Source organism: Streptomyces sp. NPDC046712, from assembly GCF_040645695.1.
GTDB lineage: Bacteria > Actinomycetota > Actinomycetes > Streptomycetales > Streptomycetaceae > Streptomyces.
In genome coordinates this window covers 120565-133075 of sequence record NZ_JBEYYW010000005.1, presented here as the reverse complement: position 1 = coordinate 133075, position 12511 = coordinate 120565, and the positions used below count along the sequence as shown (strand labels likewise).

Sequence of the window (12511 nt, the reverse complement as noted above, 5' to 3'; positions counted from 1 at the left end):
TGCGTGCCCCCGCCCGTCGAAACGGACGGGGGCGGGGCGCGTCACCGCAGCGCGTTCTCCAGTGCGCCGGCCAGGTCCACGGCCTCCTCGTCCGGGAGGAGGGAGCCGTCGGGGCGGGTCACGTACAGCGTGTCCACGGCGTTGGCGCCCAGTGTGGAGACGTGCGCGCTCCTGACCCGGACGTCGGCGCCCTCCAGGGCCCGGCCGATGCGGTGCAGCAGCCCGGGGGCGTCCTGGGCGCGGACCTCGATGACGGTGGCGAGGCGGGAGTCAGCGGCGGCGACCGTGACGCGGGGTGGCGGGGCGGTGACTCCGCGCCGCCGCGGGTAGGCGGCCTCGCGTTCGGCGAGTCGCGCGGGGATGTCCAGGCTGCCGTCCAGGGCCCGGACGAGGTCGGCGCGCAGCCGGGCGGCCTGGGGCAGTGAGCCGTACTCCGCGGCGACGCGCCAGTTCAGGACGAGGACGGCGCCCGGGCCGAGCTCGGTGGGGAGCTCGATGGCGCGCAGGTCCGCGGCGCGGACGGTCAGCCGGTGCAGGGCGAGGACTCCGGCCACGGCCGGCAGGACGCCCGGCTGGTCGGGGAGGGCGATGAGCAGTTCGACGCCGACCGGTTCCGGTTCGCCGTCCTGCGCTTCGGTCTCCGGCTGGGTGTGGAGGGCGAGGACGGGCTCTCCCGTGCGCAGCGCCTCGATCGCGAGGCGTTCCTGTTCCGCGCTGGGAGCGGTGGGCTCCGGTTCCGGTTCCAGCTCCCCCGCGAGGACGGCGCCGACCCGTTTGACGAGGTCGGCGACGAGCGAGCCGCGCCAGGAGGACCAGGCGGCCGGTCCGGTGGCCAGCGCGTCGGCCTCGGTGAGGGCGTGCAGCAGTTCCAGCGCGCCCTGTGTCCCGACGGCCGTGGCGACGGACCGTACGGTGGCCGGGTCGTCCAGGTCGCGCCGGGTCGCGGTCTCGACGAGCAGCAGGTGGTGGCGGACGACGGTGGCGATGACGGCGACGTCGGCGCGGTCGAAGCCGATCCGGGTGGCGACGTCGCGGGCGATGGTCTCGCCGGCCACGGAGTGGTCTCCGGGCCAGCCCTTGCCGATGTCGTGCAGCAGCGCGGCGACGAGCAGCAGGTCGGGCCGGCCGACCCGGCGGGTCAGCGAGGACGCGCGGACGGCGGTCTCGACGAGGTGCCGGTCGACGGTCCAGGTGTGGACGGGGTTGCGCTGCGGACGGCAGCGGACCCGTTCCCAGTCCGGCAGGAGCCGGGTGATCAGCCCCTCGGCTTCCAGGGCCTCCCAGACGGGTACGGTCGGCTCCCCCGCGCCGAGCAGGGTGACCAGCTCCTCGCGTGCCTCGGCGGGCCACGGCACCGGCAGCGGTTTGGCGGCGGCCGCGAGCCGGCGTACGGCGTGCAGGGAGAGCGGAAGTCCGGACTGGGCGGCCGCGGCGGCGGCCCGCAGGGGCAGCACCGAGTCCCGTTCGGGCTTGGCGCTGAGCGCGAGGACGACCTCGCCGTCCATCTCGACCACGCCCTCGGCCAGGGGGGTGCGTTCGATCGGCGGTTTCCCGCCGGCCGGCCGGCCGCCCAGGATGGCGCGCAGTCGGGGACGGGCCGAGCGGGCCTTGAGGACCCGGTTGACCTCGCGCCAGGTGACATCGGTGGCGTACGAGATGATCCGCGCGGACTCGTACACCTCGCGCAGCAGGGTGTCGGCGTCGAGGAGCCCGAGCTCCTCTGCGACGGCGTCCTGTTCCTGGAGGGCGAGCCGGTCGGTGGCGCGGCCGGTGGCCAGGTGCAGCGCGTCGCGGGCGTCGAGGAGGCGGCGGCGGGCGCCGTCCAGGCCCTCTCGTGGGGCGTCGGCGAGCCAGGAGGCGGCGACGGCCCGCAGCACCTGGGCGTCGCGGAGCCCTCCCCTGGCCTCTTTCAGATCGGGTTCGAGGAGGAACTGCAGCTCCCCCATCCGCTCGGCCCGCTCCCGGCAGAGCGCGTCGAGTTCGGGGAGCCGCTTGGGCGCCTGGTTGCGCCAGTCGGCGAGGACGGCGGTACGCAGTCCTGCGACGAGTCCGACGTCGCCGGCGACGGGCCGGGCGTCGAGGAGTCCGAGCTGGACCTTGAGGTCGTCCCCGGCGGTCTTGCGCGCCTCGGCGGGGGTGCGTACGGAGTGGTCCAGGGCGAGGCCCAGGTCCCAGACCGGGTACCAGATCCGGTCGGCGAGCGTGGCGACGGTGCCCGCGTCGGCGGTCCCGTCGTGCAGGAGCAGCAGGTCGAGATCGCTCCGTGGGGAGAGTTCTCCGCGCCCGTAGCCGCCGACGGCGACGAGCGCCACCCCTCGTGGCGGCTGGGCGGCGGCGAACAGGCCGGTCAGCCATTCGTCGGTGAGCCGGGCCAGCGCGGCACGGCGCGGCGGCCCGGACTGCGCCTTCTCGCTGAGAAGGCGCAGCCGGGCCGCCGCGTAGCCGCTGGGTCCCGAGTCTTCCGCTTGCGTACTCGTATCGAGGCTCGTCACCCAGCAGCTCCTTGAACTCGCGTTCTTACAGTGCGTCCGGACCGCGTTCGCCGGTGCGGACTCGTACGGCGGTCTCGACCGGCACGCTCCACACCTTGCCGTCACCGATCTTGCCGGTTCGGGCGGCCTTCACCACGACATCGATGAGCTGTTCGGCGTCTTCGTCCTCGACCAGGACCTCGATCCGGATCTTGGGGACGAGGTCGACGGTGTACTCGGCACCGCGGTAGACCTCGGTGTGACCGCGCTGGCGGCCGTATCCGCTGGCCTCGGTGACCGTGAGGCCCTGGACCCCGAAGGCCTGGAGGGCCTCCTTGATCTCGTCCAGCCGGTGCGGCTTCACGACTGCGGTGATGAGCTTCATGCGTCCACCTTCTTGGTCTCCGTGACGGCAGGGGCGGGGGCGGCGGTCGAGCGCGAGGAGGCGCCGCCGCCGGCTCCGCTGAAGTCGTACGCGGTCTCGGCGTGCTCGACCTGGTCGATGCCGGAGACCTCGTCGTCCTCGCTGACCCTCATGCCCATCGTCTTGTCGATGATCAGCGCGAGGATCGCGGAGGCGATCAGAGAGTAGGCGAGGACCGCGAAGACTCCGACGGCCTGCTTGCCGAGCTGGTCGAGGCCGCCGCCGTAGAAGAGGCCCTTGGCGTCGGACTGGACCCCGCCGGTGGCGAAGAAGCCGACGAGCAGGGAGCCGATGACACCGCCGACGAGGTGGACGCCGATGACGTCGAGGGAGTCGTCGTAGCCGAACTTGTACTTGAGGCCGACGGCCATGGCGCAGACGAGACCGGCGATGGCGCCGATGGCGATCGCGCCGAGCGGGGAGCAGGAGCCGCCGGACGGGGTGATGGCGACGAGGCCGGCGACCGCGCCGGAGGCGGCGCCGAGGGTGGTGAAGGAGCCGTGGCGGATCTTCTCGTAGAGCAGCCAGGCGAGCATGGCGGCAGCGGTGGCGACCTGGGTGTTGACGAACATCACCGCGCCGACGCCGTCGTCGTTGCCGAGCCAGGAGCCGGCGTTGAAGCCGAACCAGCCGAACCAGAGCAGACCGGCGCCGAGCATGACCAGCGGGAGGCTGTGCGGGCGCATCGGGTCCTTCTTGAAGCCGACGCGCTTGCCGATGACGAGGATCACGCCGAGGGCCGCGGCACCGGCGTTGATGTGGACCGCCGTACCGCCGGCGAAGTCGATGACGCCCATCTCGAAGAGCCAGCCGCCGGCGCCCCAGACCCAGTGGGCGACGGGGAAGTAGACGACGGTGACCCAGAGGGCGATGAAGAGGGCCCAGGCGGTGAACTTCACGCGGTCGGCGAGGGCGCCGCTGATCAGGGCCGGGGTGAGGATGGCGAACATCAGCTGGAAGACGGCGAAGACGTACACCGGGATGGTGTAGCCGTCCCACAGCTCGGTGACGCCGATGCCGCTGAGGCCGACGTACTCGGAGGACCAGCCGATGAGCGATCCGGAGTCGGTGCCGAAGGCCATGCTGAATCCGTAGAGCACCCACAGGATCGTGACGATCCCGAGGCTGATGAAGGACATCATCAGCATGTTGAGGGTGGACTTGACGCGGACCATGCCTCCGTAGAAGAAGGCGAGTGCCGGGGTCATCAGCATGACCAGGGCGGAGCAGATGAGCATGAACCCGGTGTTGGCGGCAGACAGCTGGGCGTCTGCGGCCAGGGTCGTGATGGCTGGTGCCATCGGCGTCTCCTCGTCGTCGGTACGGCCTGTGCGGGGGCGGGGCCGGAGAGCGGCTTGGCCGTGAGGGGTGGCCGGTTATGCGCCAGAGATTCGCGCAGCGCGGTTTCCGTCGATGCCGCACGATGTTTCGCCGCAGTGACGAAGGGGTGGGACGTGTTACGCCGGTGTGAACCTGTGGGTCACGAACTTGTAACGGGCGTACCCTCCCACAGTCGCAACCATGAGTTGAGGAACCACGACGGCGATCAACCACATCCGTGAGAGCGCGCGCCGGTTCAGCCGCAAAGAGGAGACCGGCCGCGACAGCGTCCCTGTGTCCTTGCGGCGGGGGAGCCGAGTCGGGCAGTGGGGGACGGCTGTCGCGGCCGGGGTCTGAAGGGGCCTGGCGCTCAGACCGCCTCGGCGGTCTCGGGCAGCAGGGCGGTGAGCCGGTCGGTGAGCTGGACGACCTCGGCGACGTCGCGGAAGTCGCGGGCGGCCGTGTCGACGGTCTTGCGGAGCCGGGTGTTGACCCGTTCGGAGCGGACCCTCTTCGCGACGCCGAGGGCCTGCTCGACGAGGGCGGCGGACTGCTCGGGCTCCCGCTTGAGGAGGTGCACGGTGGCCATGCCGATCAGGTTGAGTGCGTACGAACGCTGGTGCTCGGTGTCCTTCTCGAAGAGGGCGACGGCCCGCTCCATGACGGGCTCGGCGAGGGAGGCGTAGGTCGGGGAGCGCCCGGCGACGTAGGCGAGGTCGCGGTAGGAGTGGGAGTTCTCGCCGTTGAGCTCGGCCTCGGAGAAGAAGCGGATCCAGTCGGGCTCGGGCTCGCCGTCGAGGCCGACGTCGGCGAAGGTGTCCTCGGCCATGCGGACGGCCCGCTTGCACTTGGAGGGCTGGCCCATGTTGGCGTAGGCGCGGGCCTCCATCGCATACAGCATCGCCTGGGTGCGCGGGGTGGCGCAGTCGCGGCTGCCGTACTGGGCGAGGTGGATGAGTTCGAGGGCGTCGTCGGGCCTGCCGAGGTGGATCATCTGACGGCTCATCGAGGAGAGGATGTACGAGCCGAGCGGCTTGTCGCCCGCCTCCTTCGCGGCGTGCAGGGCGAGGACGAAGTACTTCTGGGCGGTGGGCTGCAGACCCACGTCGTAGCTCATCCATCCGGCCAGTTCGGCCAGTTCGGCGGCGCACTTGAAGAGGCGCTGGGCGGTGGCGGCCGGCTGGGGCTCCTGGAGGAGGTCGGTGACCTCGTGGAGCTGGCCGACGACCGCCTTGCGGCGCAGTCCGCCGCCGCACTGGGCGTCCCACTGGCGGAACATCGCCGTGGTGGATTCGAGGAGGTCCAGCTCGCCCGGGGAGAGGCGGCCGGGACGGCGGGTGTCGACGGCCGGTTCGGGGCGCTCGGGTTCGCCGGCGGGGGTAGGCACGAGCCAGCGCTGCATGGGCTCGATGAGGGAGGGTCCGGCGGCGAGCGACAGGGCGGAGCCGAGGAAGCCGCGGCGGGCGAGCATCAGGTCGCTGCGGGAGAACTCGCTGAGCAGGGCGACGGTCTGGGGTCCGGCCCAGGGCAGGTCGACACCGGACACGGACGGCGACTGGTGGGCGGTGCGCAGTCCGAGGTCCTCGATGGCCACGACGGCGCCGAAGCGCTCGGAGAACAGCTCGGAGAGGATCCGCGGGATGGGTTCGCGGGGCTGCTCGCCGTCCAGCCAGCGGCGGACGCGGGAGGTGTCCGTGGAGATGTGGTGCGCGCCCATCTGGCGCGCCCGGCGGTTCACTTGGCGCGCCAGCTCGCCCTTCGACCAGCCGCTTCGCACGAACCACGAGCTCAGCTGCTCGTTCGGGCGCTTGCCGGCAGTCGTACCGTCTGCGCCGTTGCCGTCCACAGGAACGCCCCCATCCACGTCAATGCCTCTGTACGCGAACCTCTACCAGAATGCCGTGTGTTGCGGCGTTCGTCTGGAGCTTGCACTCCTTCGAACTGGAAAGCGGGTTGCCTCCGGCATACCCACGCGCGCGGTGAACTCCTGGGTTCGTGCACCGAAAGTAATCCTACGATCACCCCTCTGGCGACGTCGATTCAAGAAACGCCACCATTCGCCACCCCTTCGAATGAACTCGCCTGCCGCCGAACACGATTCACTTGACATGCGACGAACCAGGGTCGGCGGAGTGTCGCGCGAGGAGGCGCGCGCGACGGGCCGCACCACCTCGCCCGCGACCGTACGCCACCCACGGCGACGGAGCGTGACGGTGGGGCTCCGGGTCGTAACCACCGGCGCGTTCGACCCGTTGGAGGGGGCATGGGCTTCACGATCGGCGGCATTCGTGAGATGCGGTCCGGCTCACGACGCCGCGTCCGCACCACAGAGTGCACAGCGGTGGCCGAGTACACAGGGCTGTGGGGCTGGGACGTGGTCCCGGGAGCGCGGGCCGTCTCCGGCCAGTGCTCCTGCGGGGATCCGTCCTGTACGGCTCCGGGGGCGCATCCGCTCTCGTTCGCGGAGGAGGTTCCGGCGGGCGCGGGTCTGGACGACGCGACCAAGGCGTGGTCGGAGTATCCGGGGGCGGCGCTGCTGCTGCCGGTGGGCCGGGCCTTCGACGTGATCGAGGTCGCCGAGCCCGCGGGGCGGCGGGCGCTGGTCCGGCTGGAGCGCATGGGACTGCCGCTGGGCCCGGTCTGCGCGACGCCCACGGGCCGGGCGTGGTTCTTCGTGGCGCCGGGCGCGGCGGCGGAGCTGCCGCAGCTGCTGTACCGGATGGGCTGGGACGACGCGGACCTGGATCTGGACTGCCTCGGCGCGGGTGCGTACATCACGGCGCCCCCCTCGGACCTCGGCGGCCTGGGCCCGGTCCGCTGGCTGCGCCCCCCGACTTTGGACACGGCGGGCGCGCCCCCGCAGGCGCGGCTCCTGCTGGGCACGCTGGCGTACATCTCGCACCGCACCCACTTCTGAGCCGGGTACGTCCGTACACATGCGAAGGGCCCCGCCGTGACGGCGGGGCCCTTCGCGTGTGTACGTGCGGCTCAGTCGCCGATCAGGGCGTCGACGAAGGCGCCCGGCTCGAACGGAGCCAGGTCGTCCGGGCCCTCGCCCAGGCCGATCAGCTTGACCGGGACGCCCAGCTCGCGCTGGACGGCGACGACGATGCCGCCCTTGGCCGTGCCGTCGAGCTTGGTGAGCACGATGCCGGTGATGTCGACGACCTCGGCGAAGACGCGCGCCTGGACCAGGCCGTTCTGACCGGTGGTGGCGTCCAGGACGAGCAGGATCTCGTCCAGCGGGCCGTGCTTCTCGACGACGCGCTTGACCTTGCCGAGCTCGTCCATCAGGCCGGTCTTGGTGTGCAGCCGGCCGGCGGTGTCGATGAGGACGACGTCGGCGTTCTCGGCGATGCCCTCCTTGACGGCATCGAAGGCGATCGACGCGGGGTCGCCGCCTTCGGGGCCGCGCACGGTCCGCGCGCCGACCCGCTCGCCCCAGGTCTGGAGCTGGTCCGCGGCGGCGGCACGGAAGGTGTCCGCGGCGCCGAGGACGACGGAGCGGCCGTCGGCGACCAGGACACGGGCGAGCTTGCCCGTGGTCGTGGTCTTGCCGGTTCCGTTGACGCCGACGACCATGACGACGCCCGGGGTGCCCGGGTCGCTCTCGGTCTTCACCGTGCGGTCGAAGTCGGGGCCGAGGAGGGTGATGAGTTCCTCGCGGAGCAGGCCGCGCAGCTCCTCGGGGGTGCGGGTGCCGAGGACGCGGACGCGCTCGCGCAGCCGCTCGACCAGCTCCTGGGTGGGGGCGACGCCGACGTCGGCCGTGAGGAGGGTCTCCTCGATCTCCTCCCAGGTGTCCTCGTCGAGGTTGTCCCGCGACAGCAGGGTGAGAAGCCCCTTGCCGAGGGAGTTCTGCGAGCGGGCGAGGCGGGCGCGGAGCCGTACGAGTCGGCCCGCGGTCGGTTCCGGCACCTCGATCTCGAGGGGGGGCGCCTCGGCGACGACCGGGTCCTCGATGGCCGCCGGGGTCTCGACGGCCTCCTCCGCGGTCGGGAGGTCGACCTCCTCGATGGTGCGGCGTGGTTCTTCCCGCGGTGTCTCCGCCTCCTCGCCGACGTGCGGCTCGGCGGGCGGAGCGGTGATGGTCGGCGTGGTGGACGGCGCCTCGCGCGGCGGCAGCTGCTTCTTCTTGCGGCCGCTGATCACGAGCCCGCTGGTCACGGCGACGGCGACGACCAGGGCGATGACTACAGCAAGAATGAGTTCCATAACGCGTCCAGTATCGGCCACGAAGGGGCCGGACGAGGAGCACGTACGCTGGGTGGGTCCCCCACACCCCGCACGGAGTACCCCCATGCCCCCTGCCGCCGAAACCGCCGCCGAAAGCGAAGGGGCCGTCGAGACCCGCGGTCTCGAGCCCGTCCCCGATGCCGAGCGCACCGGTCACGTCCGGGAACTGTTCCCGACCTGGGTGGCCGCCAACATCAGTGTGCTGTTGCTCACGATGGGCGCGGGTCTGATCGTCTTCAACGGCCTGAACTTCTGGCAGGTCCTCGTCGTCGCGACGTCCGCGCCGATCCTCTCGTACGGGATCGTCGGCCTGATATCGATCGCCGGCAAGCGCGGCGGTTCCCCGGGCATGGCGCTGTCGCGGGCCGTCTTCGGCCAGCGCGGCAATCTCTTTCCCGGCTCGCTGATCTGGGTGGCCCGCTGGGGCTGGGAGACCATCAACGCGGTGACCGGCGCCTACGCCGTGCTGACCGTGCTGGATCTGCTCTTCGGCATCAAGGCGAACACCGCGCTGATCGTCGTCACGCTGCTGCTCTTCGTCGCCTGCACCTTCCTGGTGTCCGGGCTCGGCATCAACGCCCTGCGGGTGTGCAGCACGTGGTCGACATATCTCTTCGGCGCCTTCTCGGTCCTTGTGCTCGTCCATCTGATCGCGAACACCGACTGGTCCGCGGTCTTCGACAAGCCGGCCGGTTCGACGGCGATGATGATCGCGGGTATCGGCACGATCGCGGCGGGCGGTATCAGCTGGGTCCCCTCCGGCCCGGACTTCACCCGCTATCTGCCGCGTACGGCCTCCTCGAAGGCGATGGTCGGCTCCACGATCGGCGGCGCCGGCATCGTCGTGCTGCCGATGGTCCTGATGGGCGCGGTGATGGCGGTGGCCACCCCCGGTCTGGCCTCGGCGCAGGACCCGGTGTCGTTCATCGGTGAGCTGCTGCCGGCCTGGATCTCCGTCCCGTACCTGGTCATCGCGCTGATCGGAATGCTGCTGATCAACTCGATGTCGATGTACTCGGCCGGGTTCACCGCGCAGACGCTCGGCATCAAGGTGTCGCGCGCCGCGGCGGTGAGTGTGAACGCCGTGATCAGCCTGGTCTTCGGTTTCCTGCTGATGGTGGTGGCGACCAGCTTCATCGGCTCGTTCATCTCCTTCCTGACGCTCCTCGCGGTGGCGTTCTCCGCGTGGATCGGCGTCTTCGGCGTCGACATGCTGCGCCGCAGGTCGTACGACGGCGAGGCGCTGATGGACACCACGCGGACGAGCGCCTACTGGTACCGGGGCGGCTTCGCCTGGCAGGCGATGACGGCGTGGGCGGTGGCCCTGGTGGTGGGTCTGCTGTTCACCAAGGTCGACTGGTTCTCCGGCCCGCTCGCCTCTTCCTGGATCGGGGAGAACGGGCTCGGCTGGGGGGCGACGATCGTGGTCGCGGGTGCGCTGTACGCCGTGCTGCCGCGGACCGCCGCGCGGGCGGCCGTGGAGCCCGCCGAGGTCCGCGAGTCCGTTTCCGTCTGACGCACACCGTTCTCATCTGACGTCACGTCAGATACCGTCCCCCTTCGCCGGCATCCCACGCGCGGAGGGGGACTTCCCATGCCCTTCACAGTCGTACGGTTCAACCTCGTCGATCCGCACGCGACCCCCGAGTCCCTCTCGGAGCGCTATCGCGCCGCCCTCGCCATGACCGCCTACGCCGACGAGCACGGCGTCGACACGATCCAGACCGAGGAGCACCACGGCGCCGCGAACAACTGGCTCCCCTCCCCCTTCGCCTTCGCCGGCGCGGTCTTCGGGGCGACGAAGAGGATCGCGGTGACGGTCTCGGCGATCATCGGGCCGCTCCACGACCCGTTGCGGCTCGCCGAGGAGATCGCCGTCCTCGATCTGCTGAGCGCGGGGCGGCTGGTGACGGTCGCGGGCATCGGCTACCGGCCGGAGGAGTACGAGGAGCGCGGGGTGGACTGGGGCCGCCGGGGCAAGCTGCAGGACCTCCTCCTGGAGACCCTGCTGAAGGCGTGGTCCGGTGAGCCGTTCACGTATCAGGGCCGTACGGTACGGGTCACTCCACGGCCCTTCACCCGGCCGCATCCGCTGCTGCTCGTGGGCGGTTCCTCGAAGGCGGCGGCGCGGCGGGCGGCCCGGCTCGGGCTGCCGTTCTTTCCCAGCGCGCATCTGCCGGAGCTGGAGACGTACTACCGGGAGCTGTGCGCGGAGTACGGCACCGAGGGCTGGACGATGATGCCGGCCGAGCGGACCCCGCTGCTGCATCTCTCGGAGGACCCGGACCGGTCCTGGGAGCTGTACGGGGAGCACTTCCTGCACGAGGCGCGGACGTACGCCTCCTGGCAGTCGAAGGACATCCGCTCGGCGGTGCGCTCGACGGCGACGACGGTCGCGGAGCTGCGGGCCGAGGGGGTGTACCGGATCGTCACGCCCGAGGAGTGCCTCGGACTCGGCGCGGAGAGTCTCGTGCTGCATCCGCTCTGCGGCGGGATGCCGGTCGACGAGGCGTGGCGGAGCCTGCGCCTGTTCGGGGAACGGGTGCTGCCCCGGCTGAAGGCATAGGGCCCTGAGCCGGGGCAGTTCCGAGGTCGAGGAGAGGGGCAGCGGGGTTTAGCCCATCTCCTCCAACGCCTTGCCCTTGGTCTCCTTCACGTACCTGAGCACGAAGGGGATGGAGAGCACGGCGAAGATCGTGTAGATCACGTACGTACCGGAGAGGTTCCAGTCCGCCAGGGACGGGAAGCTGGCGGTGATGGCCCAGTTGGCGATCCACTGAGCGGAGGCGGCGACACCGAGGGCGGCGGCGCGGATCCGGTTGGGGAACATCTCGCCGAGGAAGACCCAGACCACCACGCCCCACGAGAGGGCGAAGAAGAGCACGAAGACATGGGCGGCGACGAGGGCCACGACGCCCTGGGTCTCGGGGAGCTTGCCGTCGACGAGGTCGGCGGAGAAGGCCCAGGCCTCGAAGGCGAGGGCGATGGCCATGCCGACGGAGCCGACGAGTGCGAGGGGCTTGCGGCCCACCCGGTCGACCAGGACCATCGCGACCACGGTGCCGATGATGTTGATGATCGACGTGGTGAACGAGTAGAAGAACGAGCTGGAGGGGTCGATGCCGACCGACTGCCAGAGCGTCGCGGAGTAGTAGAAGGCGACGTTGATGCCGACGAGCTGCTGGAAGACCGAGAGTCCGATGCCGACCCAGACGATGGGGAGCAGCTTGAAGCGGCCGCCGGCCACGAGCAGGTCCCTGAAGGTGGACTTGTGCTCGCTGCGCATGGCCAGCTCGATCTCGGCGACGCGGTGGTCGAGGTTGACCTCGTGGCCCTCGACCTCGGCGAGCACTTCCTTGGCCCGGTCGATCCTGCCGACGGAGATGAGGAAGCGGGGGGACTCGGGGATGGCGAAGGAGAGCAGGCCGTAGAGCACGGCGGGGACGACCATCACGCCGAGCATCCACTGCCAGGCTTCCAGGCCGCCGATCTCGCCGCGCTGGTCGCCGTCGGCGAGCTGCAGGATGCCGTAGTTGACCAGTTGGGAGACGGCGATGCCGATGACGATGGCGGCCTGCTGGAAGGAGCCGAGGCGGCCGCGGTAGGCGGCGGGGGCGACCTCGGCGATGTACGCGGGGCCGATGACCGAGGCCATACCGATGGCGAAGCCGCCGACGATCCGCCAAAGGGCGAGGTCCCACAGGGCGAAGGGCAGCGCGGAGCCCACGGCGCTGACGGCGAAGAGCACCGCGGAGATCTGCATGCAGCGGATGCGACCGATGCGGTCGGCGATCCGGCCCGCGGTCGCGGCGCCGATGGCGCAGCCGATCAGGGCGATGGCGATGACCTGGGCCAGCGTGCCGGAGCCGATGTCGTACCGGTCCCGGATGGCTTCGACGGCGCCGTTGATGACCGAACTGTCGTATCCGAAGAGGAAACCGCCCATGGCTGCCGACGCCGTGATGAAGATGACGTGGCCGAGGTGGTCCGGGTGGGCGGCTCGGCCTTCGGAAGGCGGCGGCGTGGGCGCCTGCGCGGTGCTGGTCACATGGACTCCTGG

The 12511-nt window shown here is 71.1% G+C and carries 9 protein-coding genes; 3 read left to right on the top strand and 6 right to left on the bottom strand.

Annotation, left to right across the window (positions count from 1 at the left end; all coding sequences use genetic code 11):
• Positions 1–41 precede the first annotated feature (41 nt).
• From ABZ939_RS09075 to ABZ939_RS09060, 4 genes are all read right to left on the bottom strand, one after another.
• Positions 42–2492 (bottom strand): [protein-PII] uridylyltransferase, encoded by a 2451-nt coding sequence (locus ABZ939_RS09075; RefSeq protein WP_361850918.1) that lies wholly within the window; start codon positions 2490–2492, stop codon positions 42–44.
• A gap of 25 nt (positions 2493–2517) precedes the next feature.
• Positions 2518–2856 (bottom strand): P-II family nitrogen regulator, encoded by a 339-nt coding sequence (locus ABZ939_RS09070; protein WP_069170469.1) that lies wholly within the window; start codon positions 2854–2856, stop codon positions 2518–2520.
• Complete coding sequence (locus tag ABZ939_RS09065) at positions 2853–4196, bottom strand: ammonium transporter (protein WP_361850916.1); 1344 nt, start codon at positions 4194–4196, stop codon at positions 2853–2855. The genes ABZ939_RS09070 and ABZ939_RS09065 overlap by 4 nt, the downstream gene beginning before the upstream one ends.
• Before the next feature lie 389 nt (positions 4197–4585).
• Positions 4586–6061 (bottom strand): hypothetical protein, encoded by a 1476-nt coding sequence (locus ABZ939_RS09060; RefSeq protein WP_361850914.1) that lies wholly within the window; start codon positions 6059–6061, stop codon positions 4586–4588.
• Between the two features lie 417 nt (positions 6062–6478).
• Between ABZ939_RS09060 and ABZ939_RS09055 the strand changes: the two genes are divergently transcribed.
• The gene (locus ABZ939_RS09055; RefSeq protein ID WP_361850912.1) at positions 6479–7132 is read left to right on the top strand and encodes a bifunctional DNA primase/polymerase; all 654 of its coding nucleotides are present in this window, start codon (positions 6479–6481) and stop codon (positions 7130–7132) included.
• A 71-nt stretch (positions 7133–7203) separates the two neighbouring features.
• Here the strand turns inward: ABZ939_RS09055 and ftsY are convergent, their stop codons facing one another.
• Positions 7204–8430 carry a signal recognition particle-docking protein FtsY gene (gene ftsY / locus ABZ939_RS09050; RefSeq protein ID WP_361850910.1) on the bottom strand — a complete coding sequence of 409 codons (1227 nt, stop codon included), beginning with the start codon at positions 8428–8430 and terminating at the stop codon, positions 7204–7206.
• An 85-nt stretch (positions 8431–8515) separates the two neighbouring features.
• Between ftsY and ABZ939_RS09045 the strand changes: the two genes are divergently transcribed.
• Positions 8516–9967, top strand: coding sequence for a cytosine permease (locus ABZ939_RS09045; RefSeq protein ID WP_361850908.1), 1452 nt, complete (start codon positions 8516–8518; stop codon positions 9965–9967).
• 78 nt (positions 9968–10045) lie between these two features.
• On the top strand, positions 10046–11017 hold the full coding sequence (locus ABZ939_RS09040) for an LLM class flavin-dependent oxidoreductase (RefSeq protein WP_361850906.1): 972 nt from the start codon (positions 10046–10048) through the stop codon (positions 11015–11017).
• 48 nt (positions 11018–11065) lie between these two features.
• On the opposite strand, the gene ABZ939_RS09035 is transcribed toward ABZ939_RS09040, so the two are convergent.
• Complete coding sequence (locus ABZ939_RS09035; protein ID WP_361850904.1) at positions 11066–12499, bottom strand: sugar porter family MFS transporter; 1434 nt, start codon at positions 12497–12499, stop codon at positions 11066–11068.
• Between the last annotated feature and the right edge of the window lie 12 nt (positions 12500–12511).

Excerpts from the sequence above, each read along its gene's own strand:
- ABZ939_RS09045 (WP_361850908.1), top strand. The coding sequence starts at position 8,516 with ATGCCCCCTGCCGCCGAAACCGCCGCCGAAAGCGAAGGGGCCGTCGAG.
- ABZ939_RS09040 (WP_361850906.1), top strand. The coding sequence starts at position 10,046 with ATGCCCTTCACAGTCGTACGGTTCAACCTCGTCGATCCGCACGCGACC.
- ABZ939_RS09055 (WP_361850912.1), top strand. The coding sequence starts at position 6,479 with ATGGGCTTCACGATCGGCGGCATTCGTGAGATGCGGTCCGGCTCACGA.
- ABZ939_RS09065 (WP_361850916.1), bottom strand. The coding sequence starts at position 4,196 with ATGGCACCAGCCATCACGACCCTGGCCGCAGACGCCCAGCTGTCTGCC.
- ftsY (WP_361850910.1), bottom strand. The coding sequence starts at position 8,430 with ATGGAACTCATTCTTGCTGTAGTCATCGCCCTGGTCGTCGCCGTCGCC.
- ABZ939_RS09070 (WP_069170469.1), bottom strand. The coding sequence starts at position 2,856 with ATGAAGCTCATCACCGCAGTCGTGAAGCCGCACCGGCTGGACGAGATC.